This window comes from Methylocella silvestris BL2 (assembly GCF_000021745.1).
GTDB lineage: Bacteria > Pseudomonadota > Alphaproteobacteria > Rhizobiales > Beijerinckiaceae > Methylocapsa > Methylocapsa silvestris.
In genome coordinates, this window is sequence record NC_011666.1 from 3960964 (window position 1) to 3986700 (window position 25737).

At 61.9% G+C, this 25737-nt stretch carries 23 protein-coding genes; 7 read left to right on the forward strand and 16 right to left on the reverse strand.

What is annotated here, in order from left to right; all coding sequences use genetic code 11:
* Window positions 1-220: 220 nt before the first annotated feature.
* A complete protein-coding gene (locus tag MSIL_RS18285) occupies window positions 221-1948 on the forward strand; it encodes a carboxylesterase/lipase family protein (RefSeq protein WP_012592552.1) in 1728 nt (575 codons plus the stop codon).
* A gap of 280 nt (window positions 1949-2228) precedes the next feature.
* On the forward strand, window positions 2229-3920 hold the full coding sequence (locus MSIL_RS18290; RefSeq protein ID WP_041368184.1) for a serine hydrolase domain-containing protein: 1692 nt from the start codon (window positions 2229-2231) through the stop codon (window positions 3918-3920).
* 384 nt (window positions 3921-4304) lie between these two features.
* On the opposite strand, the gene MSIL_RS18295 is transcribed toward MSIL_RS18290, so the two are convergent.
* The 7 genes from MSIL_RS18295 to MSIL_RS21780 form a co-directional block, all read right to left on the reverse strand.
* Entirely contained in the window at window positions 4305-4625 is a 321-nt protein-coding gene (locus MSIL_RS18295; protein ID WP_012592554.1) for a hypothetical protein, read from the reverse strand.
* 382 nt (window positions 4626-5007) lie between these two features.
* Window positions 5008-5838 carry a TorF family putative porin gene (locus MSIL_RS18300; RefSeq protein WP_012592555.1) on the reverse strand — a complete coding sequence of 277 codons (831 nt, stop codon included), beginning with the start codon at window positions 5836-5838 and terminating at the stop codon, window positions 5008-5010.
* 66 nt (window positions 5839-5904) lie between these two features.
* Window positions 5905-8190 carry a trimethylamine N-oxide demethylase gene (locus MSIL_RS18305; RefSeq protein WP_012592556.1) on the reverse strand — a complete coding sequence of 762 codons (2286 nt, stop codon included), beginning with the start codon at window positions 8188-8190 and terminating at the stop codon, window positions 5905-5907.
* A gap of 52 nt (window positions 8191-8242) precedes the next feature.
* A complete protein-coding gene (locus MSIL_RS18310; protein WP_012592557.1) occupies window positions 8243-9598 on the reverse strand; it encodes an NAD(P)-binding domain-containing protein in 1356 nt (451 codons plus the stop codon).
* Between the two features lie 41 nt (window positions 9599-9639).
* Window positions 9640-10776 (reverse strand): aminomethyl transferase family protein, encoded by a 1137-nt coding sequence (locus MSIL_RS18315; RefSeq protein WP_012592558.1) that lies wholly within the window; start codon window positions 10774-10776, stop codon window positions 9640-9642.
* A 171-nt stretch (window positions 10777-10947) separates the two neighbouring features.
* Window positions 10948-12663, reverse strand: a complete 1716-nt coding sequence (locus tag MSIL_RS18320) for a trimethylamine N-oxide permease (RefSeq protein ID WP_012592559.1) — start codon at window positions 12661-12663, stop codon at window positions 10948-10950.
* Window positions 12629-13018 carry a hypothetical protein gene (locus MSIL_RS21780; protein WP_187148677.1) on the reverse strand — a complete coding sequence of 130 codons (390 nt, stop codon included), beginning with the start codon at window positions 13016-13018 and terminating at the stop codon, window positions 12629-12631. The genes MSIL_RS18320 and MSIL_RS21780 overlap by 35 nt, the downstream gene beginning before the upstream one ends.
* A gap of 42 nt (window positions 13019-13060) precedes the next feature.
* Between MSIL_RS21780 and MSIL_RS18325 the strand changes: the two genes are divergently transcribed.
* The 4 genes from MSIL_RS18325 to MSIL_RS18340 all read left to right on the forward strand — a co-directional run bounded on the left by MSIL_RS18325 (window position 13061) and on the right by MSIL_RS18340 (window position 16731).
* Entirely contained in the window at window positions 13061-13648 is a 588-nt protein-coding gene (locus MSIL_RS18325) for a dimethylamine monooxygenase subunit gamma (RefSeq protein ID WP_012592560.1), read from the forward strand.
* Window positions 13645-14598 carry a PDR/VanB family oxidoreductase gene (locus tag MSIL_RS18330; RefSeq protein ID WP_012592561.1) on the forward strand — a complete coding sequence of 318 codons (954 nt, stop codon included), beginning with the start codon at window positions 13645-13647 and terminating at the stop codon, window positions 14596-14598. The genes MSIL_RS18325 and MSIL_RS18330 overlap by 4 nt, the downstream gene beginning before the upstream one ends.
* 86 nt (window positions 14599-14684) lie before the next feature.
* Window positions 14685-15740: a dimethylamine monooxygenase subunit alpha gene (locus tag MSIL_RS18335; protein ID WP_012592562.1), complete on the forward strand. Its 1056-nt coding sequence runs from the start codon at window positions 14685-14687 to the stop codon at window positions 15738-15740.
* A gap of 142 nt (window positions 15741-15882) precedes the next feature.
* Window positions 15883-16731, forward strand: a complete 849-nt coding sequence (locus MSIL_RS18340; RefSeq protein ID WP_012592563.1) for a M91 family zinc metallopeptidase — start codon at window positions 15883-15885, stop codon at window positions 16729-16731.
* A gap of 51 nt (window positions 16732-16782) precedes the next feature.
* On the opposite strand, the gene MSIL_RS18345 is transcribed toward MSIL_RS18340, so the two are convergent.
* Entirely contained in the window at window positions 16783-17571 is a 789-nt protein-coding gene (locus tag MSIL_RS18345) for an SDR family NAD(P)-dependent oxidoreductase (RefSeq protein WP_012592564.1), read from the reverse strand.
* Between the two features lie 113 nt (window positions 17572-17684).
* Between MSIL_RS18345 and MSIL_RS18350 the strand changes: the two genes are divergently transcribed.
* Complete coding sequence (locus MSIL_RS18350; RefSeq protein ID WP_012592565.1) at window positions 17685-18608, forward strand: LysR family transcriptional regulator; 924 nt, start codon at window positions 17685-17687, stop codon at window positions 18606-18608.
* A 6-nt stretch (window positions 18609-18614) separates the two neighbouring features.
* Here MSIL_RS18350 and MSIL_RS18355 read toward each other — a convergent pair whose 3' ends face one another.
* Genes MSIL_RS18355 through nifS form a run of 8 tightly spaced genes read right to left on the reverse strand, consistent with a single transcriptional unit; the run spans window position 18615 to window position 25734 of the window.
* On the reverse strand, window positions 18615-18908 hold the full coding sequence (locus MSIL_RS18355) for a ferredoxin family protein (RefSeq protein ID WP_012592566.1): 294 nt from the start codon (window positions 18906-18908) through the stop codon (window positions 18615-18617).
* 22 nt (window positions 18909-18930) lie between these two features.
* On the reverse strand, window positions 18931-20238 hold the full coding sequence (locus tag MSIL_RS18360) for an FAD-dependent oxidoreductase (protein WP_012592567.1): 1308 nt from the start codon (window positions 20236-20238) through the stop codon (window positions 18931-18933).
* Between the two features lie 16 nt (window positions 20239-20254).
* On the reverse strand, window positions 20255-21361 hold the full coding sequence (locus MSIL_RS18365) for an electron transfer flavoprotein subunit alpha/FixB family protein (protein ID WP_012592568.1): 1107 nt from the start codon (window positions 21359-21361) through the stop codon (window positions 20255-20257).
* A 10-nt stretch (window positions 21362-21371) separates the two neighbouring features.
* A complete protein-coding gene (locus MSIL_RS18370) occupies window positions 21372-22223 on the reverse strand; it encodes an electron transfer flavoprotein subunit beta/FixA family protein (protein ID WP_012592569.1) in 852 nt (283 codons plus the stop codon).
* Between the two features lie 22 nt (window positions 22224-22245).
* Window positions 22246-22602: a nitrogenase stabilizing/protective protein NifW gene (nifW, locus tag MSIL_RS18375; protein WP_012592570.1), complete on the reverse strand. Its 357-nt coding sequence runs from the start codon at window positions 22600-22602 to the stop codon at window positions 22246-22248.
* On the reverse strand, window positions 22599-23354 hold the full coding sequence (cysE, locus tag MSIL_RS18380) for a serine O-acetyltransferase (RefSeq protein WP_012592571.1): 756 nt from the start codon (window positions 23352-23354) through the stop codon (window positions 22599-22601). Before cysE ends, nifW begins: the two co-directional genes overlap by 4 nt.
* Complete coding sequence (locus MSIL_RS18385; protein ID WP_012592572.1) at window positions 23351-24523, reverse strand: homocitrate synthase/isopropylmalate synthase family protein; 1173 nt, start codon at window positions 24521-24523, stop codon at window positions 23351-23353. Before MSIL_RS18385 ends, cysE begins: the two co-directional genes overlap by 4 nt.
* Window positions 24524-24531: 8 nt before the next feature.
* Complete coding sequence (nifS, locus tag MSIL_RS18390) at window positions 24532-25734, reverse strand: cysteine desulfurase NifS (protein ID WP_012592573.1); 1203 nt, start codon at window positions 25732-25734, stop codon at window positions 24532-24534.
* Window positions 25735-25737: the final 3 nt, after the last annotated feature.

Sequence of the window (25737 nt, forward strand, 5' to 3'; positions counted from 1 at the left end):
CATGCCGGTGAGCTTCATGCCGGCCTGACGAGATTCTTTTCGGAGATTGTTGGCACGTTGTTTCCGAGAGCGCGGTTCGCATGCGAACGGGCCTTCAGGCAGCCGAAATCTAGATTGTGATAAAAATCGGAACTTCATGGAAGATTGGGGTCAAACGAAGTCATAAAAACGCCCCCACTGCCATACGACCCAGGCAGAAAAAAAATACTTGGGGGGATTTATGTATAAGCTATCCCGAACCGCGCAGCTCAGCGCGGTCAGATCACGATCCTTGCTGAAATTGTCCTGCGCAATCGGCCTCGCGCTCGGCGCGGCAGCGGCAGCGACGCCAGCGAGCGCGGCGGAGGTAACGTCAGCGAGCGCGGCGAACCGCCCGAAGGTCGCAACCCAGGACGGGACGGTCAAGGGCGTCATTCAGAACGGCGTGTCGGTGTTTTATGGCATTCCTTACGCGGAACCGCCGGTAGGCGATCTTCGCTGGCAGCCGCCGAAGCGCAAGGCGCCGTGGACGAATGTGCTCGATGCGTCAAATTACGGTCCCATCTGCGCTCAGGTGACCACCCTTGGCCCCTTCGCCGGGCCTCCCAATGCAAACGAAGACTGCCTGTATCTCAACGTCTTCACCCCGAACGTCGCTCCAACGGGGAAAGGAAAGCTGCCTGTCATCTTCTGGATTCACGGCGGCGGAAATTTTGACGGAGCGAGCACCGGCTACGATGGAACGAAGCTTGCCGCCGACGGCCACACTGTCGTGGTGACGATCAATTATCGCCTGAACCTGATGGGATGGCTGTCGCACCCGGCCCTGAACAAGGGGGTTTTCGGCAACTACGGCATCATGGACCAGCAGCTTGCCCTTAAGTGGGTGCAGCGGAACATCGACCGGTTTGGCGGCGACAAAAATAACGTCACTGTCGGCGGTCAATCCGCAGGCGCGCAAGACACCGGCATGCATGTGATTTCGCCGCTCTCGCAAGGCTTATTACATCGGGCGATTTACGAAAGCAGCGTGCCGAGCACGATACCGACGGCAGAGATCGCGTTGGCGCGGGGCATCGCCATGTCGGTCGCGGCGGGATGCGGTTCGGGGGCGGACAAAGCCACTGCGCAATGCCTGCGCAATTTGACGCCCGAGCAGGTCGAGACGCTGGCGGGAACGCAAAGCGCGACGAGCGCCTACATCACCGGACCATTCGTCGATGGGACGGTCATCACGCAGCAACCGTGGCAGGCCTGGTCAAACGGGCAGTTCGCGCATATCCCGATGATGGACGGTCGCGTGCAGGACGAGGCGAATTTCGGCCTCGCCAACACCGAATATTTCAAGGATCCGCAAGTTCCTTATACGGAAGCTGACTTTACCAGCTACGTCACGACGACCTACTCGGGCAACGCTGGCCCGGTCAATACGCCTCCGACCTATCCGGCCGGAACCGTCAACAAAGTCCTCGCCAAATATCCGCTCTACGCCTATGCGTCGCCACAATTGGCGTTGGATGCAGTCCAGACCGATCCGGGCGCATGTAGGGATCGTCACTACACGAAGATCCTCGGTCCGCAGGTGCCTTACTACGCTTATGAATTCGATGAGCGCACGGCGCCGACCTATTATCCCAAGCTTCCAGGCTTCCAGTTCCTTGCCTACCACACGTCCGACATCCAATATCTGTTCCCGCTTTGGCATGGCGGCCCCCAGGGCAAGATTCACGAATTGAACAAGAAGCAGGCGGCGCTTTCCGATCAGCTTGTTGACGCCTGGACGAATTTTGCCTGGACCGGCAATCCCAATGGACAGGGAAACAACCCGTGGCCGGTCTACAAAGCGACCGGAAGCAAGCCTGTCATCCTGTCGCAAAATATCCCGGTTTTGACGACGATGACGGATGCGCAATTCTCCGCTGCGCATAAATGCGACTTCTGGGAAAAGACCCTGATCATTCCGGATTGATCGCGGCCAATTTGCAAACTCTGAGGATTAAGAAAGGGGGGCCAGGGGCCTCCCTTTTTCTTTGGGGCCATGTTTCCGTTCGGATTTCCATTCGGAGCGTTCCCGCTGCCATCGAACTGGGCTGCGCGCGTCCCGTTTGGGGGCTTGTCAGGCTCCCTTAAGTTCGCCAATTTCCTCGCTCACCCGGTCGATCCAAGTCTTTTTGAGGAGAATGATGATGGGGTCCGCTTGGCATAGCCTCGTCGCGTCCTTGCTTATCTCTTGCGGCGCGAGCCCCGCTTTGGCCGACAACGCCGCGCTGCTGAGCCTCATCGCCCAGACATTCGGCAAATCGGCGGTCGACAGCGGAGCGGCGGTCGGCGTTGGGCTCGCGCTCATCGCGCCGGGCGAGGCCCCGGCCTATTTTTCCTATGGCTACGCCAACAAGGCGGACAAAGTGCTGTTTGGCTCCGATGTCTCATTTGAAATCGGCTCCGTCACCAAGGTCTTCACCACGAATTTGCTCGGCCAGGCGATTTACGGCGGCCGGCTCGCCCTCAACCAGCCGATCTCGGCTTTTCCCCGTATGCTCGGCTCGTTCAAGGCCCTCACCGCAAAAGTCACGCTTGGCGAGCTCGCTGATTTCACGGCGGGATTTCCGAGCCTCGCGCCGATCTGCAACGACAAAAATCAACCGCCTGGATGTCTAAAGACGGATCGTCCTCCGACGAGCGAGTATACCGCGCAGGACTTTCTGCGTTATTTTCAGAATGCGGCGCCGCAAAACTTTCAGCCGCCGCCGCCGTCGGTGAAGGCGCTTCCAGCGCCCTATTTCTATTCCGATTTCACCGTCGGGCTGCTCGGCCTGATCCTCGGCGCCAGTCCGAATGCGCCGCTCAGCAATGCGGCCCTTAAAGGGTGGGAAGGCATGCTGCAAAAGCAGATTCTTGGTCCGCTCAACATGCGCGATACCGCTTTGTATCCTCCGACGAGCTCGAGTTCCGCGCTTGGATACCAACAGGCGATTGGCGCCCCGGTCCTCGTCAACGGCGCGCTGAGCGCGATCAATCTGGTCGTGGCCGGGGCAGGGTACCGCTCTGCGGCAGATCCGCCAAAGGTCGCCATTTCCGGCGGCGCCGGCGTGGGGGCGCAGGCGACGGCGAAGGTCGGCGCAAACGGCTCCGTGACCGGATTTACTGTTGTGCAGGGCGGACAAGGATATGTGGCTCCGCCGAAGGTCACATTCGTCCCGGCGCCCGGGTTTCCCCCTCCCGCCGCGTCAGCGAGCGGGCAGGCGGTCGTCTCCGGCGGAAAAATCATCGGCGTGAGCATCATCGAGCATGGCGCTGGCTACGCCGCGGCCCCTACAGTGGTTTTTTCAGGGGGCTTTGGCGGCGGCGTCGGGCGCAACGCAACCGGCACGGTCCAGATCGCGAGCGGAGAAGTCGCCTATGTCGGAATCGCCGACGGCGGCGCTGGATATGCGCCGCCGCTGAGCGTCGTCGTGGATCCCGGCGACGGCTTCACGAACGTCGTTCCAATCTGGGCGCCGGCCGGAGCGCTGCATTCCACGGTGCAGAACATGGCGATCTTTGCGCAAGCTGCGCTCGGCTCTCCCGGAGTCTTCGTTCCGCCCGCCCTTGCGGCCGGATTCAAAATCGCGCAGACCCCTCGGGCGTGCACCGGTCCAAAGCCCTCTCTCCCAAAGTGTCCGGCGAACATTTGGCTGTCCGACCTCGCCTGGGCGACGATCCCGGAGGATAAAATCAATCATGTTCCCGCGATCGTTTTGAAGAACGGCGGCTTAACGGGCTTTTCGACCGAAGTCATGTTGATGCCTGCCCGTGGCCTGGGCGTAGTGGTTTTTGCGAACTCGAACGGCAATGAGGTTTCAGATAATAAATCGACCGGAGAAGCGCCCCTGATTGCGCGCGGGGCGCTCTATGCGCTGTTCTACGAATTGGGCGGGGGCGGCGCCTCCCCGCCAAGGTGAATCCAAACGGGTCCGCGCCGTCACGCCGCTCCGAAAAATGATTGAGCGCGCCGTCTAACAGTTCCGGAAGAGCGTCGGAGCAACGCAAGCGGGCCCTGTTCCCTTGGCGCCGGCGCGCGCCGCGACGGCGACTCGCATCCCAATTGGTGAGCGTTTGACACCCGACGAATCGGTTGATCGCCGATCGCCGAATGCGGCCCCAGCTCCCATCCGCCGGGCCGAACCTTCGCCTTGGGAACGCCCCGTTCAGCTTGCTCGGGGAGCGCTCAGGCGGGTCTGCTGCCTCATTGATCGGGCGCCGCCTCGATACTATGCGAAGCGCCTCAACAGAGGCGCCGCCATCGCGCGCAGATGGCCTCCCAAGGGCCGTGCCAAAGCGCGCGATCAGTTGCAGTGCGTAAGGCCAGCGACGATCAGGGCAGGGGGAAAGCCGTTAATGATCCCGCCGGGGTCGCTGCAGATCCGCTGCGGCAGCCCCCTGTCCGTCTTCGGATTGTAATCAGAAATCGAGCAATCGAGATTGAGCGTTCCGGTCGCGCTGCGGAAATAGTCTTTGTCCGGATCGCCGGGGACCGGAATCCAGCGCGCAAGAAAGGCTTCGTCGCGGCAATCCACGCGAAAGAGATAAGTCGCCCCGCTATCGGCTGCGGAGGCGGCGGTCACTATGCTGAAAAAGAGGGCGCTGCTTTTGATGAAACTGAGCATTTTTTCTCTCCTCCGATGGCGCGGTCCCAGCGATTGAACGCCGGGCGGACCGCAAACGCCAGAGCCGGATGATTTTTGACAGAATTGCCTTGAAACTTCGCCCAACCCAAATCCTTCCCTGATTGACAAGTTGGCGCATGACCTCGTCGGAAAACCGCCCTGCGAGGTCGCGGGCTTGGTCTTCATTTTGCCCTGCGCGCTCCCCGCATCCGGCCACGCCAGGGCCGGATATGCGCAAATCGGCTCATGTGCGCACAAAAAAAGAGGATGATGATCGTTAGATCAACATCCTCTTAGGTCCGAAGTCGAAACTGTGTCGCGAGGATCGCCGTGCCGGTTGATTGTTTGGCCGGAGGCGGTCGGGGAGATCTCGCGAGCTAGATCATTTCATGAGCGACAGGATCGACGTATCGACGGCGATGCTGGCGATGAAGCGATTGCCGCACCAGTTGCGAACGCCCGACAGGAGCGCGCAGCTGTTCTGCGACAGGCTCGACCCTGAATAACGCACGTCGAGCGTCCAGATGTCATAGGTCGCGCCCAGACCGACATTCCAGGTCGCGTAAGTGGGCAGCTTGACCCCGAAACGGTTGTCATCGAGGAACTGTCCGCCGAATTCGCCGGAAGCGTAGGTGGCGACTCCCTTCCAGGGAAGGAAGGTCGGGAAGTTAACCTTCAAGGTGCCGCTGGCGTAGATGCCCGACGAGCCCGAGTTGGCGAAGTTCGTTGTGCCGTAGACATTGCCGCCGATTGTGAACGTATCGTTGATCACATAGGTCGGCTTAAAATACAGCTCGTAGTAGTTCATCGTGAAGCCGCCAGCCGGAATCGTCTGGCTGGGATATTCGTAGTAGAGGCCGCCGAGATCGAGGGTCAGTGCGCCCCAGGTATGGCGAAGGCCGCCGTAGAGATCGATCTCAGCCGACGGGTTGTTGAGGCCATAGGCGGTCGGGAAACTGACGTTCGACGTCCAGACGCCGGCGTAGATCCAGTCGATCGCGCGCAGTTCGAGATAGCCTTGCGCGGCGAAATGGCCGTTGGAATTATCGATGCCGCGGAAGACATAGTCGTTGGCCAGCTTCATGCCGAAGCCGAGATCGATCGGCGGCGGCGGCGGGGCCGCAGGAGTCACCGCAAGGTCAGCAGCGGAAGCAGCGCTTGCGAGCAGAACGCCTGCAGCGGCGGTCATCACAGATTTAATCATGTTCGTCATATTCGAGACTCCCCTTTCGACTAAATCTAAAGCGAAGTCCGCGCCATGCCTACAGTCAAAGCGGCCCTATGCCCTGACTCGCGCCTTTTCTGGATCATAGTGTGGGAATCGCGCCACAGTTGCGGCGATGCGCTTTTGACGTCCGTCCAGCTTGCCGATCTCGAGGTCGGTCCCGATCGAGGCGCAAGCGGCGTCGAGGCGGGCGAGGGCGATGGTGCGGCCGAGGACAGGCGAGCGCATCGCGCTGGTGACGACTCCCACCTGGGCGCGGCCGGCAAAGACCGGATCGCCATGGGCGACCGCTTCATTGCCGGCGACGTCGAGCCCGGCGAGCCGGCGAATCGGGCTGGCGCGCCGGCGCGCCAGCGCCTCCGACCCGACATAGGGGTCCGCCTTCTCGGCGGGAACGGCAAAGCCGATGCCGGCCTCGAAGGGATCGGTCTCGTCACAAAACTCGTGATGGGCGAAGATCAGGCCGGCCTCGATGCGCACCATGTCAAGCGCGGCGAAACCGAAGGGCGCGATCCCATAGGGCTTCCCCGCCGCCATAAGCGCGTCCCAGACCGCCACGGCGGAGCCAGGGTGCAGCCAGATCTCATATCCGAGCTCGCCGGTGTAGCCCGTGCGGGAAACAAGCACAGGCAGGCCCGCGATCTTGCCGACGGTAAAGCGGAACCATTTTAACTCGTCGGCTGAGGCGCGATGGGGCGGCGTGACCAATATTTCGCGCAGGATGTCGCGCGATTTTGGGCCTTGCAGGGCGACATTATGCAGCTGATCGGTCGAGGATCTGACAAAGGCCCTCAAACCCTGACGCGCCGCGAGCTCGCGCAGAAAGACGCCGCAATAATCCTCGCCGCAGACGAGCCGGAAGTTATTGTCGCCGAGACGGAACACCGTTCCGTCATCCAGCATGCCGCCATGTTCGTGGCAAATCGCTGTGTAGACGATCTGACCCACCGCAAGCTTGCGAATGTTGCGCGTGACGGCGCTTTGCAACAGGATTTCGGCGTCCGGTCCGGTGATCTCGAACTTGCGCAGCGCCGACAGATCGATGAGGACGGCGCGCTCGCGACAGGCCCAATATTCGGCGATGGGTCCCTCGGAGGCGTAGCATTGCGGCGTCCAGAAGCCGCGATAGTCGGCGAAGGACCGAGTCAGCGCGGAAGTCCTTGAATGGAAACCGGATTCACGCGTCAATCGGGGGGCGGCGTCAGCGGTCATGCGATGAGCGATCCCTTTGGAGAAGCTGGCGGCGGCGTCATAGACGCGCACATGTATGTCGGTCGGCATCCAACCATTGGCCGGATCAATGTCGTCGGCGCAGGACGAGGACGCGCAGACGAGGTCGGTCAAAGCGCGCAGCAACACATAGTCGCCCGGTCGCGACCAGGGCTCGTCAAGGCCGATCGTGTTGTCTTCGGCGACGAAGGTGTTGTAGAAAAAATTGATTGCCGGCCAGCCGCGACGCGGCGCGACGCCAAAGGGCGCAAGCGCGGCGTTGAAATTGTCGGTGCAATTGGCGTGGCCGGGATAGCCCATGTCGTCGTAATATTTCGCGTTGCAGGCGAGCATGAATGTGTCGTGCCGCCCGACGGTGTCGCGGACGATCTCAAAGAGAGGATTCATGTCCTGGTCGAAATATTTCGCGTGGAGGCCGGGGCCCGGCGTCGCCGAGCCCATCAGCGTGCGCGTTACTGTCGGATCGACGCCAAGCTCGCGGCCCTCAGCCAGGGCCCTGGCGTCGAAGGCGACGAGATCGGAGCATTGCCGGCCGTCCACGTCGATGATCTGGATATAATCGCCGGCGCTGACGCGATAAGCGCGCGCGGTTGCGGCGTCGACCCTGAGATCGAGCTTTACTGGGGCAAGCGAAGGCGGCGCGGCGCCGCCCGTCGGCCGGCTTGAGAAAATATCGAGGCGCAGTTCCGTCGGTGGATTCTGCGCGTCGGGGGCCATCGGCTCGCCGGGCGCCAATAGAAGGCAGCGCATATCGGCCTCGGCCTTGAAGCGGAAGGTTTCGCCCGGCTCCGCGGCGGCATGAAAAAGCGGCGTCGCCAGAAACCGTTCGGTTCCCTGCCGCGCGGCGAGGAACGCGGCGGCGAGATCGCCCGCGACGGCGCGGACGCCGGCCTCGTCGGTCGGCGCCGACCCCGGCGTGAGCCGGAGTGGCTCGCCGGAGGCGGTCAGCAATTCGCCGGCCTGGCCCCCCTCGAGATTTGTAATGATCGCTTCGTCGCCGGCCGAAAGGTCGAACTGAACCCCGCCGCCGCCCGCCGCCGAAAGGGTCTGGACGCGCCGGGGCGCGTCCAGGTCGAACGACCCCTTTGGGGCCGCCGCATTAACATTCATGGCCGAGCCTTTTCAATGCCTGTCGGATTGCATCCTCGCCCGCGACGACGCTTTATTCCGCGGCGGCTTCCGGACGGTTCTGGAAGGCGTCGAAGGAATCGTCGAGCGCCTCCATCCATTTTGTGTGATGCGGCGGAGCCTTGTTGCCGGTCATGATCGAGACATAGGAATTATCGCGATATCCCATGATGCTCTTGACCTTGTCTTCCTCCCACTCCTTGAACAGAGCGGCCACCTTGTCGAGATCGAACATCGGATAGTCGGTGGCGGGGATGAGGTCGCGCATATATTCGGTCTGAAAATCGATGCCGTCGAAGGCTGTCTCGAGTTTCTCCTCGAGCCCGCGCCAATGGTCGATATCCGCCTGCCGCTCCTCCGCCGCGGGCAGTTTGATGCGTCCGAGGATCACGTCGCGGGCGTACCAGGCCTGCGCGTCGAACATGTTGAACGTGAAATACTGATCCTGCATGCCAAGATAGATCAGCTTTGGATTGTCCTGCCAGAAAATGCCCTTGTAGAGCCCGGCCGGATAGAGCCTGTTGTTTGTCTTGAGGCGCAGATTATCGGCAAGGAAGGGGAAATGATGCAAATAGCCGGTGCAAAGAAGCACGGCGTCGACCACGGCTTCGCTGCCGTCCTTGAAATGAGCCGTCTTGCCGGTCAGTTTCGTCAGCAGCGGCTTTACCGTAAAACACTCCGGCCAGTCGAAATTCAGCGGCTTTGAACGGTAGCTGAAGGTGATCGACTTCGCGCCATATTTATAGCATTGGCTGGCGATATCTTCGGCCGAATAGCTGCTGCCGACCACAAGCAGATTTTTGCCAACGAATTCATTGGCGTCGCGAAAATCATGCGCGTGCAGAACGCGGCCGGGAAAGACTTCGATGCCAGGAAAATGCGGCACGTTCGGGGTCGAGAAATGACCGCTGGCGACGACGACATAATCGAAGGTTTCCGAGTAGAGCTCGTCCTTCTTCAGATCCTTGACCGTCACCGTAAACAACTGGGTCGTTTCATCGAAATCGATCCAGCGAACGACCGTGCTGAAGCGCACGAATTTGCGCACGTCGCTTTTTTCAACGCGGCCCATGATATAGTCATGCAGCACTGCGCGCGGGGGATAAGACGGGATCGGGCGTCCGAAATGCTCCTCGAAGGAATAGTCGGCGAATTCGAGACATTCCTTCGGGCCGTTCGACCACAAATAGCGATACATGCTGCCGTGGACGGGCTCGCCATATTCGTCGACGCCGGTGCGCCAGGTGTAGTTCCACAGACCGCCCCAGTCGGACTGTTTTTCGAAGCAGACGAGTTCGGGAATTGCGGCGCCTTTTTTGCCGGCGGATTGGAAAGCGCGAAGCTGCGCCAGGCCGCTCGGTCCTGCGCCAATAATTGCAACACGAGTCATGAGAAAACCTCGTCAATCAAATAGGATGTCAATCGTAAGGCTCAGCGCGGAGCGCGTTCTTCGAGCGGGTGGGTGCGAAGACGCAGCGGATCGTAGAACGGCGTCTTGACGACGCGGGCCTTGAAGCTGCCGCCATCGCCGCGGACTTCAACCTCTGTTCCAAATGACTTGAATTCTGGCGCGATATGAACCAGCGCCAGCGAACGCATCAGATGGCGGCTATAGGTCGTCGAATTGACGACGCCGATTTCGCGGCCGTCTTTGAAAATCTTGGCGCCGGGCTCGACCGCCTCGTGATGGTCGATCTCAATACCGGCCTGTGCGGTCCGCACTTCGGCGCGGCGGCGCTCCAGCGCCTGCTTGCCGCGGAACGCGGGCTTGGAAAGATCGACAGACCAATCGACGCCCGCCTCCCATGGCGTGGTGTCGCCTTCCGGCATGTCGAAGGGGAAGAACAAGAGGGCGCCTTCGACGCGAACGATGTCGAGGCAGGACCAGGAGACAGCCGTCGCGCCGAACGGCTTGCCGGCTTCGAGGATCTGATCCCACAGGAACACGGCGTCGGCGGCCTTGCAGAAGACCTCATAGCCGCGCTCTGCCGAATAGCCGCCGCGGGCGATCGACACGTCGCGGCCAAACAGGGTCGTGCGCTGATGCTCGAAGTAGCGCAGATCGGCAAGGTTCATTGGCGTATGCGGCGCCAGGATTTCGAGCGCCTTCGGCCCCTGCAAGGAGAGGATATGCGTGTCATTATCCTTGCGGAATTGCACGTTGCGGCCTTCCGCGAAGGCGGGCAGAACGTCTTCCAGCGCGCCGCCGCCATGCGAGATGCGGTAGGCGTTCGGACCGTCGCAATAGACGAGCACGTCGTCGATGAGCGAGCCTTCGTCGTCGACGATGTTGCTGATTGAGGATTGGCCGGGCTTGATCCTGGCGATGTCGGAGGTCAGCATCGCGTTCAGCGCGGCGAGCGAGTCAGGGCCCGATACGTCAATGAGGCGCAGCGCGCTGACGTCGAACAGGCCTGCGTTATTGCGCACGGTTTCGGTCTCGACATAGGGGTCGGCCGCATAGTTCTGCGGGATCGGCATGTCGTTCCACGAGGCTTCGAACTGGGTCCCAAGCGCTCTGTGGCGATCATTCAAGATGGATTGTCGGGAATAGACGTGAGTGTTCATCGCAGTGCCTTCTTGGTGGCGTTCCGTCCGCGTCAGGAGAGATCGTTGCGTCCGCTCTCCATTTCCGCGGGACAATGGCGCCTAGCATCGTAAGCGTCAAGAAACTTTCTTCTAAAGAATATTATGTTGCATTGCATGGCCCCGGGAAGGCGTTCCCCGGGGCCTCAAAAGTCAGAGCTGGAAGAACCAGTTCGACAGCAACAAAACGACCAATCCGCCGGCGAGGGTCAGATAGGGCAGCGCTCCGGCCCTTTTTACAGTAGCGGTTCCGTCGCCGATCTGCAGATCCTCAAAGGTCTCATGCGGGAACTTGCCGCCGTCCTGAATGTAATGCCGGTAGCAGAACACCGGAACGATCATGGCGGCGGTGATTAGGCCGGCCCAGAGTGCGATGGGATTCCACACCTTGGCGCCCGCCCCCATGAAGACGACGTTGACGAAGGCGAGAATCGCGGCGAGGCCGATGATCCAGTTCGGAGCCTTGTAGGGACGCGGCACATGGCCCGAATCGATGCGGTGGAGCCAGCCGGAGTTGAGGTTCAGGAAGTTGAAGATGATGTAGCCGCAATTCGACACCGCGAGGATGAAGAAGAAGCTGGTGGCGTCGGCGCAGGCGATGGCGAGAAGGATCAGGTTGAAGGTGAGATCGGTCCACATCGCCCGCGTCGGCGCGCCGTGCTCGTTGACATGGCTGAGGTAGCGCGGCAGCCAGCCGTCGACCGAGCCCTGATAGAGCGTGCGCGACGAGCCCGCCATGGCGGTCATGATGGAGAGGATGAGCGCCAGAATCATCAGCATCACAAGGATGCTTTCGATGAATTTGCCGCCGCCGACCATATGCGCCATGGCCTGCGCGACGCCAGAGCCGTCAACGATTGTGGGATCAAGCATGCCGGTCAGGCCAAGCACGCCCTGGAAGGTGAACGGGACCAGGATGAACAGGCCCATGCAGAGCAGCCCGGAATAGAAAATGGCCTTGAACGTATCCGTGCCGGGATTGCGGAATTCGCTGGTGTAGCAGACGGCGGTCTCAAAACCGTAGGTCGACCAGGCCGCGATGAACATGCCGCCCAGGACGAGCGTCCAGCCCGCGATGTTCCAGCTGCCGGGATCTGGCGCAGAGGCCGCGGCGAGAGGAACGAGCGGCGAGAAATTGCTCCAATCCACCTTGCCGGTCAGCAGCGGGACGAGACCGACGATGACCATCGGAATGATGACGGTGAGGCCGATCCATTTCTGGACATTCGCGGTGCCAAGAATGCCGCGATGCTGGATGGCGAAAACCAGAAGCATCAGGACGGCGCCGACGAAGAAGGAGGCGTTGAACGAAAAGCTGACCGGGCCGATGCTATGGGTGAAGGCGGTCCACTCGCGGATCGCCGGGGTCAGCGCCGCGACGGCGGCCGCTGTCTTATCGGCGTCCGAACCCGCGATGCTCGCGCCATGGGCCGCGATCCATTGCGCCACTTCGGGGCCGGCGGCCAGCGGAACGGGGGCTAGAGCATTGAGAATATAGGCTGCCGCAATCGAACAGCCGAGCGAGAGGACGGGGCTCCAGGCGAACCAGTTGCACCACACCGAGAGCGGAGCGACGAGTTTGGCGTAGCGCACCCAGGCTGCGGCGCCATAGATGGAGGCGCCGCCTGATTTATTCGGGAACAATCCCGCGATTTCGGCATAAGTAAAGGACTGTAGAAACCCAAGAATAATCGAAATGGTCCAGATCAGAAAGGCAAGCTTTCCGGTCGTTCCCGCGATTCCGCCAATAGAAAATAGAACAAGCGCCGGAACGCCGCTTGCTACCCAAAAGGCGCCGCGCCAATCGATCGTTCGATGAAGCGTTCCTTCCGTCTCAATTCCTGCCTTTGCCTCGGCTATGCTTGTCATGGCGCTTTCCCTCCTTGCGGATTTCACGGGAACGTTGAGTGAAATAAGAAATCGCGGCCCATGGGATGAGCGCGGCGAATGTCCAGACGAAACATCGACGAGAATTAAAAGTCAAAAGATTTTCTTTTAAAGAAACTCCTTTCGGCAAAATGCCTGCGATATAGGCGGAAAAGACGGATCCGAGGCAGCTGCAGCCGAAAGAACGGTATGTTTCTTCGTACGAAATAATATTGACAAGCATTGCCGGGCGCATAGGATGACGTCGCTCGGCTCCAGCGGCGGGCGCCGTGAGCAATCGCGACGCACTATCCTTGCCGGCGGGCGACAAAACATCCGATCCTGCGCCGCTGCGCAAATTCAGTTTCCCACGATCGCAACGACGGTCAAGGAGTCCGATATGCCCGTTTCCGGAATTGTCAGCCGGCCGACCTATGGGCCGCTGACGATCGACCCCGCCGGCCGGCGTCACCTTTTTGTCGCCGATCACGCCTTCGAGCCAGATCCGAGCGTCTTTGCCGCGCTCCCTGCCGAGGCGCCGGTCGAGCTCTGGCGCGCGCTTGGCGAGGCTCGCATCGGCTCTGGCGCCAGTCCCCGGGCCAACGCCCTCTCGCGCGATTTTCGGTCGACGACGCAGCTTCTTGACGCGCTTGTCTATCGTCTGGAACGTGAGCGCGTCGGTCTGAGGCTCTACGCCGTTGGCCTCGAATCTTTCGTCTGGGACGTCGCGAGGCTCGCCCGCGAACTTGGCATGGACAGCAGCGAATATCGGCTGTCGCATGTCGGCTCAAACCGCCGCCGCGTCTATTGCGTTCACTGCCGCGCCATCACCGAGAATGTCGCGACCAATGTCGTCGCCTGCAGCGGCTGTGGCGCAAATCTGTTTGTCCGCGATCATTTCTCGCGCCGGCTCGCCGCTTTCATGGGCTTCCAGATCGATGCGGAAGCTCCCGGCGAGGTTCCCCCGATCGAAGAGGCCTTTCCATGAGCGGCGCCGACCATCTTCCCCTGCGCGTGCGCGAAACCGAGCTGATTTCGCCGCTGCTGAAGCGCTTCGTATTTGAGGCGGCCGATGGCGGCGCGCTGCCGCCGGCCGGCGCCGGCGCCCATCTGCGCCTGACCCTTGAGGGAGAGGGACGGCGCTGGAAGAATGCCTATTCGATTGTTTCCGCTCCCGCCGACCGCAGCCATCTGGCGATCATCGTGCGTCGCGTCGCGCAGTCCCGCGGCGGCTCCGCCTTTTTGCATGAAACCGTCCATCCAGGCGCGGTTATCGCGGCGCATGAGCCGGGCAATCTCTTTCCGATGTCGCATATCGCGCGCAAGCATCTGATGGTCAGCGGCGGCATCGGACTGACGCCCTTTCTCGCCTATCTCAAGACCATCGAAGCGACCGGCGCCGACTTTGAATTGCGCCATTTCTGCCGCGATGAGGAAATTCCGACCTTCGAGCGGATGCTGTCCGGCTTCGACGCCGGCAAGATCACGATCCATCCGGCCTCCGCGCCCTTCGATCTGTCGCAGGCGCTCGCCGCGCAGCCGCTTGGAACGCATCTTTATACATGCGGTCCGGAGCCGCTGATGGAGCTGGTGCTCTCGGCTGCGCGCGATCACGGCTGGCCGGCCTCGAAGCTGCATTCGGAATCCTTCGGCGGCGCTCACGCCGGCGGCCTCCCCTTCACCGCCATCTTGAAGAAATCGGGTCTGCAGGTCGCCGTGCGCGACGACCAGACCCTTTTGGAGGCGATCGAGGAGGCGGGGCTCGAGCCCGACTGCCTCTGCCGCGGCGGCGCCTGCGGCGTTTGCCTGACGAATGTGCTCGAGGGCGAGCCGGATCACCGCGATCATTTTCTGGGCGGCGCCGAACGGGCGTCCAATCGCTCGATCATGATCTGCGTGTCGCGGGCGAAGACGCAAACCATCGTGCTCGACCTGTAGGACTGGACCCAGAACCGGACCTCACGCTTCGCTGGCGTCGCGGGACGCCCGAAGGACTTGAGGCCGGAGTCAATCGGAGGATTCGGATGAACCAGCGATTCAAGCCGGCGGAAACGTTCCGGCGCGACTTCACCTTCCGCAACAGCGACGAGGCGGTGTTGCGTTTCCCGTTTCCGTTTCCGGAAGATTCCTACATGTATTCGGTCAACATCGAGCCGCATACGCCGGGCGGCCCGACCGCAGCCTTTCAGGCCGCTTTCGACGTCGATGAGCATTATGTCGCCGAATGCGCGGAGCGGGCGATCGTGCTCGAGGAAGACCCGGGCCGCTGCAAGGTGCTGCCGCATATGATGGCGGCGCAGTGGGACACGCTCGAATTGATCATGGAGAGCTTGGCGCGCGACTATCCGCAGGATTTCTCCCTCACAAAGGAGGGAACGAACTGGGTCTGGGAGAATCGCCCGCTCGGGATCAAGCAGTCCTTTGTGTTTGGCGACGCCAAAACCCTGCCCTGTGAGCCGTTCGAATATATCACCCGGCAGGCGCAGGGCGATTTTACATTACAGGATCAGCGCGAAGACAATCTCTTCGTCGATGGCGGCATGGTCACGACGCAGGCCGATTGGTCGCTCGAATTCAACATCGGCATGACCTTCCATGAGTGGCACGGACCGGTGCCGCTCGCCCATCAGCTCGGCGTGTTCGATCGCGCGCTCAAATTTCTGATGAGGCTGCAATATGGCCAGCCGGTGCGGCGACTCAACTGGACGATGACGATCAATCCGCGGCTCGATACAAGCCCCGAGAACTATCCGTTGTGGGGAACGGACCGCACGACCCTCACCCCGGAAAATGTTGCCGAAAAGGCGTTCTTGCGCGTCGAATTGCAGACGCTGTTTCGACTGCCGCGGTCCAATGCGATTCTGTTCGGCATCCGCTGCTATTTGCTCAGCGTCGGCGATATCGCCCGCGTCGAGAAATGGGGCAAACGGCTTCATCGCGTGTTGCGCGATCTGCCAACCGAACTGCAGGACTATAAGGGATTGACCCGCTACCGGCAGACGGTCGTCGATTATCTGGCGCCGCTTGACGACGGCGCCATGCTGCCGAGCGGCATCGCGCCCGGCCAGTCGACGCTCTGAGGCGGCGCGCGCCGCGACGCAACAAGCAAGCAAGGCAGGATAATAGCGGTCCGCGGTTGGCCGCTGTACGACGGCGCACATCGCGGCAAGGAATTTGAGGGCACAAAGGGGGAGGTAACTGGGAGGGGTGCGGGAGAGCCGGATGGTTGACAAGACGATGTTTGGCCTGCCGGTCAAACCCATCACGCGGCCGGTCCACACAACGCCCTATGCGACCGCTGCCGGCGTTTTGATCGGTTATCCCGTCTTCCGCGATTGGCGCCGCCTGTACGATCCGTACAAAATGAAGGTCGAGCCAGCCAACCGGGAAAAATTTGCCGACATGAGAGACGCTCACGAGCGCTCCGTGACGCGGCAGCTGGATCTCATCCATCACCACGCCACGGGCAGGGCTGTGCTCGGGCAGATGAAGGCGAAGTCGCCTTCGGTGACAATTCTCCCCTATGTCTTTCAGGACATGCCTTGGGATTTTGACGAAATCGCGGTGGAGGATTTTAAGAGCGAGCGCAAGGCGACGATGAAGGGCCTCGCCTATGCAACGGATGATGACGGCGACCTGTTGCTCGGCGAGGGGACCGGCAGCAACGCGCTGATTTACTACAGCACGACCCGCGTCACGTCGAAGGAAACCGCCGACCAGATTCTGCTGCACGAACTTCTTCACGCCTCGCGCGATATCCAGGGCGTGAATAGCCTCGTTCGCCTGGACGGAGGCTACAAGAATTTTGAAGAATTTTACGCGCAGGTCGTCGAGAATATCTACAGGTCGGAGGACCACAAGAGGCCGATTGATTACCATGGTCATTATATCGACTCGGCGACGTTTCTGGATCTGAAACTCAGCACGTCGCCTCGTCTCCTGCTCGGCCTCATGCGGAAGACTCAGCCGACGCTCTTTGCCGCGCTCGCCCATGTGAAGGCGAGTTTCAACCCGATCGCGCAGGTCGACGTGGAAGAGAAGGCGTTGATCGCAAAAATCGAGCGCGGGTAGGCGACTGCGCGCTCAGGCGGATCGCCGCTGCGTCTACCGACTCATCAGGCTCTAAACGGCGGTCGGCGTAATGCCGCCGTCGGCGCGCAGGACAGCGCCATTCGTTGCGGCCGAAAGCGGGCTCGCCACAAAGGCGACAAGGCTCGCGATCTCGTCCGGCTCGATCATGCGCTGGATCAGCGAGGTCGCGCGATGGTCGCGGAAAAACTGCGCTTCGAGCTCCGCCGGCGGGGCGCTCGGGTCGGCGGCGACGCTTTTCAGGAAATCGACAATGCCCTCGGAGCGGGTCGGGCCGGGCAGGACGGAATTGACCGTCACCCGCGTGCCTTTTGTGAGTTGCGCAAGACCGCGCGAGACGGCGAGCTGCGCCGTCTTCGTCATGCCGTAATGGATCATCTCGGCGGGGGTCATCAGAGCGGACTCGCTGGAGATGAAGATGATGCGCCCGAAATTTTGCCGCAGCATGGCCGGAAAATACTGCCGCGCCAGCCTGACGCCGCTGAGCACATTCACTTCGAACAATCTGAGCCAGTCTTCGTCGGAAATATCGGCGAATGGCTTCGATTCATAGATCCCAAGGTTGTTGACCAGAATATCCACGGCGGGGACGACCGCCGTCAGCGTCGCCGCGCCCTTGGCCGTTGCGGGATCCGCCAGGATCGCGCGGATTTTGCCGCCAGATGCGGCGAGATCGGCAAGCGCTGAATCAAGCTTGGCCTGCGTCCGGCCGCAGATGATCGTGTCCGCCCCCTCGGCCGCCAGTTTTCGCGCGATTTCGAGCCCGATGCCGGCCGTCGAGCCGGTGACGAGAGCTGTTTTTCCGTGCAATTGCAGATCCACCGCGCTGCTCCTGTTTGAATTTAGCGTCATGGGCAAGCAATAAGCCTTCATCCGATAGGGTTGAATGGCGCAGACATGCCTATCATCTTGTCATTGAATGACAGGATGATGCGATGAGCGATCAGCGTGCGTGGGAAATGCGGGTCTTCCTTCAGGTCGTCGCCGCCGGCAGTTTCAGCGCCGCCGCACGCATCGTCGGCATGACGCCCTCATCGACCGCCAAGCTGATCGGCCGGATCGAGGGCCGGCTCGCCGCGCGGCTGATCGAACGCTCGACCCGTTCGTTGCGGCTGACCTCCGAAGGCGAGCTCTACCGCGAACGCGCGGAGGCGATCCTTGGCGATCTCGATGCGCTTGACGCGGAGGTCGTCGGCGAGGCGCGCGCGCCGACCGGGCTGATCCGCATCAATGTCTCGGTTCCCTTCGGCCAGCATTGCCTGATGCCGCAGCTGCCGGCGTTCGCGCGGGAATTTCCGAAGATTCGCCTCGACCTCACGCTGACAGACGACGTCGTCGATCTCTATGCGACGGGCGCCGACATTGCGTTCCGCATTGGCCAATTGGCGGATTCCGAGCTGTTGGCGATTCGGCTGGGCGATGCGCGCCGCCGTATCGTCGCTTCAAAAACCTATCTTGAGGAATATGGAATCCCGCGCACCGTGGCCGATCTCGATCGCCATAAATGTCTCGGCTTCAACTTTCGCCGGGCCGCGGCGGTCTGGCCGCTGCAGGCCGGCGGCCGGTTAACCGATCGCGAGGCGCAGGGCGCGATCACCGCCAATAATGGCGAGACTCTGCGTTGTCTGGCGACGCTCGGGCTCGGCCTTGCTCGGCTCGCCGAATTCCACATCAAGGAGGATCTCAAGGCCGGACGTCTTGTTACGGTCCTCGACGATGCGCTGGTGGATAGCGAGGCGGTCCACGCCCTTTATCTGGGCCGCGAGCACGCGCCCCGCCGGGTGCGCGCATTTCTCGATTTCATGACGCCGCGACTGCGCGAAACGTTGCGCGAACCATTGGGCGCCGGATGGAGCTGAGCTCGATCAGCCGAATTTGAACAGCACGCCGAAGCCGCCGCGCGGATAGCTCCAGGTGATCTCGCCGGTCGGCTCAAGAAGAACGCGGCAGGTGCCGCATTCGAGGCATCCGTCCGAAACGATTTCCACCTGTCCCGTGTCGGTTTCCGCATAGCAGCCCGCGGGGCAGACTTTCGTCATCGCTAACAGATTGCGCGAAGGGATGGTATGCGGCTCAATCGCAATATGCGGCTTGCCGGCGTCTACGATGTAGCGGTTCTGGTAGAGTTTTTCCTCTACCCGTCCGAGTTCCTTTGCCATGTCATCCTCCTAAAACTTGGCGTCAACGCCATGCGCGTGCGAATTTGAAGGCGTCTCCAAAGAGCCCCATCAGCGAGCGCTGCTTCACGAAGGAGCGGATCGAGGCATTTTCCTTCTCGAGCTTCGGCTTCCCGTCGACGCGCAGGAAATTATCCATCGCGGTCGAAATGAGCTCCGGATAGGTCAGGAAGAAATTCTTCGAATTGGTATGCAGCAGATGCGGCATATCCTTGTATTTCTTGAGGTCTTTCATGACGAAGCTGTCGTCGATATAGGTCTTGTAGAGCGACAGGTTTTGCTTCGTCATCGGGTCGCGGCGCGATTTGATCTGGAAGATCGCCTCGCCGGCGAGGCGACCAGAGGTCATCGCGAGGTTCGAACCTTCGCGGTGAATGGCGTTGTTGAGCTGCGCCGCGTCGCCGACGACGACCCAGCCCTCGCCGAAGAGATCCGGAATCGCTTTATATCCGCCTTCCGGGATGAGGTGCGCGGCATATTCCTTAACTTCCGATCCTTGAATCAGCGGAGCGACCGAAGGATGCTTCTTGAAGGCTTCGAGCAGGCCGTACGGGGTCTGCTGCTTTTCAGCGAAGTCGGATACGAGGCAGCCGATTCCGAGCGAGAGGCACTCCTTGTTGGTGTAGATGAAGCCCATGCCGGTCATGCCCTTGGAGATCGTGCCGACGGCTTCGATGACGACGCCCTCGTCGCCGCGCAGATTGAAGCGGGCGTCAATGGTCTCCTGGGGCAGGAAGTGCATTTCCTTGACAGCCAGCGCGACATTCTCGGGCTTCGGCGCCGGGCGCAGGCCGGCTCGCGTGCCGAGCAAGGCGTTGACGCCTTCGGCGAGCACGACGACGTCGGCAAAGATCGTGTCCGCGTCGCGGTCGGTGCGCACGCCAATCACCTTGCCATAGGCGTCGCTGACGAGTTCCGTGACCGTCGTCTCGCAGATGACGAGAGCGCCCTTGGCCTGAACCTCTTTCGAGAACCAGCGATCGAACTGCGACCTTATGATCGTGTAGCGATTGGCTTTCTCTTCGTTAAATTCATCCGAGCGATAATGCATGCCGGTATGCGACTTGTCGGTCATCATCCACATGCGCTGCTCGATCAGACGGCGCTCGAGCGGCGCCTCCTCGCGGAATTCAGGCACGATCTTCTCGAGCATGTCGGCGTAGAGAATCGCGCCCTGCACATTCTTCGAGCCGGGATATTCGCCGCGCTCGAGCTGGAGCACCTTGAGGCCGCGCGAGGCCATGGTGTGAGCGGCCGCGTTGCCGGCCATGCCGGCGCCAATCACGATCGCGTCGAATCTTTCCTCGATCATTTCAATCCCCTTGAGCTTAGCCTGCAAGCCGGTCGCGGCTATGGGGCGAAAGACGTTTTCTGAAGGCTTCGGTGAGAGCCGGCAGAAGACGGATGGCGTCGGTGACGATGCCGATGTGAGCGAAATCGAAGATCGGCGCGTCCTTGTCGGTGTTGATCGCGACAATGCAATCGGCGCCTTCGACGCCGACGCGATGCTGGATCGCTCCCGAAATGCCCGCTGCGATGTAGAGCTTTGGGCGAATCGTCTTGCCCGTCTGGCCGATCTGGCGGTCCGAGGTGATCCAGCCCTTCTGCACCAATGGACGCGAGCCGCCGAATTCCGCGCCGAGGACGCTGGCGAGATTGCGCACGAGCTGGAAGTTCTCGAGGCTCTGCAGTCCGAGGCCGCCGGAGACGACGACGTCCGCATAGGCGAGATTCGATTTGGCGCTGTCGCGATCGGGCACATATTTCAGGATCTTGGTGAGGATCTGCTCCTCGTCGAGATCGGGCTTGAAGGAAATGATGCGGCCCTCGCGGCCCTCGACGCGCGGCGGCATGGGCATCACGCGCGGCCGCACCGTCGCCATTTGCGGCCGGTAGTTCAGCGTGTAGATCGTGCAAAGCAGCGATCCGCCGAAGGTCGGGCGCGTCGCGGCGAGCGAGCCGTCGGCGTCGACGGCAAGTTCGGTGCAATCCGCGGTGAGACCGGTCAAAAGGGTGGTTGCGACCGAGCCGGCAAGATCGCGTCCGAGCGTCGTCGCGCCAAGCAACAGGATCTCGGGCTTATGCGCGTTGACGAGCTGCGTCATCGCCTTGGAATAGGGTTCGTTGCGATAGTCGGCGAGAGTCTCGTCCTCGACGAGATAGGCGAGATCGGCGCCATAGGCGAAGGCTTCCTTGGCCGCCTCGCGCATCGCCCCGCCCGGCGCGCCGAGAATGGCGGCGGCGAGTTCGACGCCAAGCGAGTCGGCGAGCTTGCGTCCCGCGCCAAGCAGCTCGAAGGAGACCGGATGGATCGTTCCGCGTTCGATCTCGATCAAAACCCAAACGTGCTTATAGCCGCGGAAATGTTCGGGCAGCTCTTTCTTCATTGAGGCCCGGCTGGGAGCCGATGCGGGGGCGGCGGGCTTGTCCGACATATCGATCTCCTCAGAATCCGGCGGCGGTGGTTGTGAGATCCTGCTCCAGAGCGGGTTGCCGCTCGAACAGGGTCGTGATCAGATTTTCCGCTTCCTGCGAAGCCACATCCGCGGTCGGCACAAAGAAAGCGCGCTCCGAGCGCGGCGGCGGAGCGAAGACCTTTTTCACGACCGTCGGCGATCCCTTAAGGCCGCATTTGGTGATGTCGGCGATGCCGGCGTCCTTGGCGCTCCAGGTGACGATCTCGGCGCGGGCCGCGCGCAAAGCATCCTTCATGGCGCCGCGACGCACCTCGTTCGATCCTTCGAGCATGGTGATGAGGCAGGGCAATTTGGTCTTGAGCACATGCACGCCGCCTTCGGACCGCCGCTCGACGATGATCTCCCTCTTGTCCGGATTGCATTCGACGATCTTGGCGACATAGGTCAGCTGCAGCAGGTCGAGCCGCTTGGCGATGCCCGGCCCGACCTGGGCGGTGTCGCCGTCAATCGTCTGCTTGCCGGTGAACACGATGTCCGGCGCGCCGAACGTCTCGCTGATTTTCACGATCGCCTGCGTCAGCGCGAAGCTTGTCGCCAGCGTGTCGGAGCCCGCGAAAAACCGGTCGGTGAGAAGCACGGCCCTGTCTGCGCCGATAGCGAGCGCCTTGCGCAGCGAATCCGAGGCCATGGGCGGACCCATGGTCAGAACCGTCACCTCGCCGCCGAACTGATCGCGAAGACGCAAGGCTTCTTCGAGCGAGAACAGATCATAGGGGTTGATGATCGTCGGCACGCCCTGACGCATGATCGTCTGAGTGACCGGATTGATCCGGATCTGCGCGCTATCTGGCACCTGCTTGATGCAGACGAGGATATGCATGATAAATGTCCTTTAAAATCCGTCAGACCGAGTTTTGCCGCTCCATGTCGTGCGAGCTCACGACAACCGGGCTCAGCGAGACGAAGGATGGTTTGGGCTCTTCCTTTGGCTTCACCGCGTCCTTCAGCACCTTGAACACGCGTTGCTCGATGGGCGAGGACTCGAGGAAATCATTGTAGGCGTTTTCGAGAAAAGCGCGGCAGGCGAGCCAGATGTCGTCGTCGCTGCCGACCGCCTCGTTGGTATAGAGATATTCGCCCATGCGGCGCAGGATGTGCAGCCGCGCCACCCGAAGGACGGTTGGGTCATAGGCGACGCCGAGAGTGTCGAAGAAATCTTCGGCGGAAGAGAGCGAGCGAAGTTGGTCGATTGCGCTCATGACGTTTGATCCTCCGTTTGAATCTGCGGACGCCCCTTGTCGGCAAGACTTGCGCCGACCTTCTGTTGCAAATGTGCGAGGCGTGTTTCGAGGAAGTCGATGCGATCGATCATGATCGACATTGCATCGGCGACGGGATTGGTAATGAGATGATGCTCAAGATCGATGCGGCCGCCAGGTCCCGAGCGCGGCCGCGCCTTGCGCACGATCTGGCCAGGGATTCCGACGACGGTGGCTTCCGGCGCGACATCCTCGATGACGACCGAATTCGCGCCGATCCGCGCGTTGCGGCCGACCGTGATGTCGCCGAGAATTTTCGCGCCGGCGCCGACCAGCACGCCGTCTTCGAGAGTGGGATGCCGCTTGCCGGGCGACCAGGACGAGCCGCCGAGCGTCACCCCATGATAGAGCGTCACGTCATCGCCGACGATCGCCGTCTCGCCGATCACGACGCCGGCGCCATGATCGATGAAGAATCGCTCGCCGATGCTGGCGCCCGGATGAATGTCCACGTTGGTCAGAAACCGCGCCGTAAACGACAGCAGGCGGGCGAGGAATTTATGCTTTGCCGTCCACAGACCATGCGAGATGCGGTGCAGCACGATCGCATGCACGCCGGGGTAGAGGAGCGCGACCTCTGCCGTGTTGCGCGCCGCCGGATCGCGCTGGTGCACGCAGGCGACATCGTCGCGGATCATGCGCCACAGCGATTTTGGCGCCGCTGTTGTGTGTTCGATCGCCACGACGCTCATGAGGCGGCTCCCGGAACTGGCGTCGTTGCGGGTTGATGCGCCCTGCGAACCTGCGCGACGAGTTCGATGACGTCGCCGCGCCCGAGCGGACGATGATCGATCAAGGCGCGGCGCTTGGCGAGAAGCAGCACTTCGGCCGCTTCGTCGCGATCGATCTCCATGCTGAGTTCAGCGCAAAGTCCGGTGATCGCCGACAGGCCGGAATGCTTGCCGATGACCACTTTGTTGCGCCGCCCGAGGATCGCCGGATCGAGGCCCTGATAGGTCCGCGGATCCTTCATCAAGGCGGCGACATGGATGCCGGATTCATGCGTGAATATATCGGGCCCAACGATCGCTTTCGCGCGTCCGATCGGACGGTTCGCCGCTTGCGCGACGAGACGGGCCAGCGCGCGCAACCGCAGCGGATCGACGTTGGAGCGGCCGGCGACGGCGTGGCCAAGACCCATCACCACTTCCTCGAGGGCGGCGTTGCCGGCGCGTTCGCCAAGGCCCAGAACCGTGACGCTGGCGTGGCAGGCCCCCGCGCGCAGCGCCGCGAGCGTGTTGGCGGTGGCGAGGCCAAGATCGTCATGACCGTGAAACTCGAGCGGGAGATCGGTCTCCTCGCGCACGCGGCGCACCGCTTCGAAGGTCGAGAACGGGTCGAGCATGCCCATCGTGTCGGCGAAGCGAAGCCGCGTCGCGCCTTCGCCGGCCGCGGCGCGGGCGATCTCGCCGATGTCGCGGGGATCGGCGCGGGAGGAATCCTCGCCGCCCAGCGCGACGGTCAGTCCGTGTTCGACCGCATAGCCTACCACGCGGCGCACGCGCGCGGCGATCTCGGCGACGTCGGCGTTCAGCTTCACCGTCATCTGAACGCGCGACATGGGCGCGGAAATGTTGACATGGCTGACGCCGGCGGCGAGCGCGGCGTCGACGTCGCCCTTGCTCAGGCGGCACCAGGCCACGACGCGGCAGGGCAGACCCTCGGCGGCGATGGCGCCGATCGAGTCGATCTCATCGGCGCCCATCGCCGGCGTGCCGGCCTCGATCTCATCGACGCCGGCGGCGGCGAGCTCACGCGCGATGGCGAGTTTCACCCGCGCCGAGAAGGCGACGCCGGGCGCCTGTTCGCCGTCCCGCAGCGTGGTGTCGTTGATCGAAATCAGGGGGTTCTCGTCCGACATCTTGCGCCTCATGCGTAAAGTGGCGTGGCGTCGCCGGAGGGCGACTTTCCATCGGACCAGAACGGCGACAGCGCGCGGAGCTTGTCGACGATCGGCGGCAGCGCTTCGATCACCCGATCGACGTCCGCCGCGTTGTTGTCGCGCGATAGGGAAAAACGGATCGCGCCGTGGAGCGCCGCTTCCGGGACATTCATCGCCCGCAGAACATGGCTTGGCTCGGTCGATCCCGCGGTGCAGGCCGATCCGGTCGAGGCGGCAATGCCGGCTCGCGTCAGATGCAACAAAATGGCCTCGCCCTCGATGTAGTCGAAAGCGATATTGGACGTGTTGGGCAGCCGATCATGCAGATCGCCGTTGACCGCGCAATTCGCCACGCTGGCCAAGATCGCCTGCTCGAGCCGATCGCGCAAAGCCCTGACGCGCCCCTGCTCGTCGGCGAAATTCTGGATGGCGAGCTCAGCCGCCTTGCCGAGGCCGACGATTGCGGGAACATTCTCCGTTCCGGCGCGCCGTCCGCGCTCCTGATGGCCGCCGCGGATCAGCGGCTTGAACCGAACGCCGCGCTTCACATAAAGCGCGCCGATTCCCTTCGGCGCATGCAGCTTGTGGCCGGAGAGGGACAGCATGTCGATCGCCGTATCTTTCAGCGCGACCGGAAGCTTGCCGATCGCCTGCACGGCGTCGGTATGAAACAGGGCGCCGGCCGCCTTGGCGAGATCGGCGAGCGCATCGACGGGAACGATCGTTCCGGTCTCATTGTTCGCCCACATGATGGAGACGAGTGCGACCTTGTCCGACAGAGCGGCGCGGTAGCCGTCAAGATCGAGCCGCCCGTAAGAATCGACGCCGATGACGTGAACTTTCGCGCGGCCGGTCTTCTCCAGATGCTCGCAAAGCTGCAGCACGGAGGGATGCTCGACGGCGCTCGTGATGATTTCATCGCGGCCGGGCATGGCTTCGAGCGCCGCCATGATCGCGGTCGTGTTGCTTTCGGTTCCGCCCGAGGTGTAGATGATCTCGTGATCATGGGCGGCTCCGAGGAGCTCCTGCAATTGCTTGCGCGCGGTCTTGATCGCGCCGGCGACGCTCTCTCCGAAGGAATGCGTCGACGAGGCGTTGCCGAATTGCTCGGTAAAAAACGGCAGCATCGACTCGAGGACGGCGGGATCGACCCGGGTCGTGGCGTTGTTGTCGAGATAGATCGGCTTCATCTG

Excerpts from the sequence above, each read along its gene's own strand:
- MSIL_RS18285 (WP_012592552.1), top strand. The coding sequence starts at position 221 with ATGTATAAGCTATCCCGAACCGCGCAGCTCAGCGCGGTCAGATCACGA.
- MSIL_RS18295 (WP_012592554.1), bottom strand. The coding sequence starts at position 4,625 with ATGCTCAGTTTCATCAAAAGCAGCGCCCTCTTTTTCAGCATAGTGACC.
- MSIL_RS18300 (WP_012592555.1), bottom strand. The coding sequence starts at position 5,838 with ATGACGAACATGATTAAATCTGTGATGACCGCCGCTGCAGGCGTTCTG.
- MSIL_RS18305 (WP_012592556.1), bottom strand. The coding sequence starts at position 8,190 with ATGAATGTTAATGCGGCGGCCCCAAAGGGGTCGTTCGACCTGGACGCG.
- MSIL_RS18310 (WP_012592557.1), bottom strand. The coding sequence starts at position 9,598 with ATGACTCGTGTTGCAATTATTGGCGCAGGACCGAGCGGCCTGGCGCAG.
- MSIL_RS18315 (WP_012592558.1), bottom strand. The coding sequence starts at position 10,776 with ATGAACACTCACGTCTATTCCCGACAATCCATCTTGAATGATCGCCAC.
- MSIL_RS18320 (WP_012592559.1), bottom strand. The coding sequence starts at position 12,663 with ATGACAAGCATAGCCGAGGCAAAGGCAGGAATTGAGACGGAAGGAACG.
- MSIL_RS18325 (WP_012592560.1), top strand. The coding sequence starts at position 13,061 with ATGCCCGTTTCCGGAATTGTCAGCCGGCCGACCTATGGGCCGCTGACG.
- MSIL_RS18330 (WP_012592561.1), top strand. The coding sequence starts at position 13,645 with ATGAGCGGCGCCGACCATCTTCCCCTGCGCGTGCGCGAAACCGAGCTG.
- MSIL_RS18335 (WP_012592562.1), top strand. The coding sequence starts at position 14,685 with ATGAACCAGCGATTCAAGCCGGCGGAAACGTTCCGGCGCGACTTCACC.
- MSIL_RS18340 (WP_012592563.1), top strand. The coding sequence starts at position 15,883 with ATGGTTGACAAGACGATGTTTGGCCTGCCGGTCAAACCCATCACGCGG.
- MSIL_RS18350 (WP_012592565.1), top strand. The coding sequence starts at position 17,685 with ATGAGCGATCAGCGTGCGTGGGAAATGCGGGTCTTCCTTCAGGTCGTC.
- MSIL_RS18355 (WP_012592566.1), bottom strand. The coding sequence starts at position 18,908 with ATGGCAAAGGAACTCGGACGGGTAGAGGAAAAACTCTACCAGAACCGC.
- MSIL_RS18360 (WP_012592567.1), bottom strand. The coding sequence starts at position 20,238 with ATGATCGAGGAAAGATTCGACGCGATCGTGATTGGCGCCGGCATGGCC.
- MSIL_RS18365 (WP_012592568.1), bottom strand. The coding sequence starts at position 21,361 with ATGTCGGACAAGCCCGCCGCCCCCGCATCGGCTCCCAGCCGGGCCTCA.
- MSIL_RS18370 (WP_012592569.1), bottom strand. The coding sequence starts at position 22,223 with ATGCATATCCTCGTCTGCATCAAGCAGGTGCCAGATAGCGCGCAGATC.
- nifW (WP_012592570.1), bottom strand. The coding sequence starts at position 22,602 with ATGAGCGCAATCGACCAACTTCGCTCGCTCTCTTCCGCCGAAGATTTC.
- cysE (WP_012592571.1), bottom strand. The coding sequence starts at position 23,354 with ATGAGCGTCGTGGCGATCGAACACACAACAGCGGCGCCAAAATCGCTG.
- MSIL_RS18385 (WP_012592572.1), bottom strand. The coding sequence starts at position 24,523 with ATGTCGGACGAGAACCCCCTGATTTCGATCAACGACACCACGCTGCGG.
- nifS (WP_012592573.1), bottom strand. The coding sequence starts at position 25,734 with ATGAAGCCGATCTATCTCGACAACAACGCCACGACCCGGGTCGATCCC.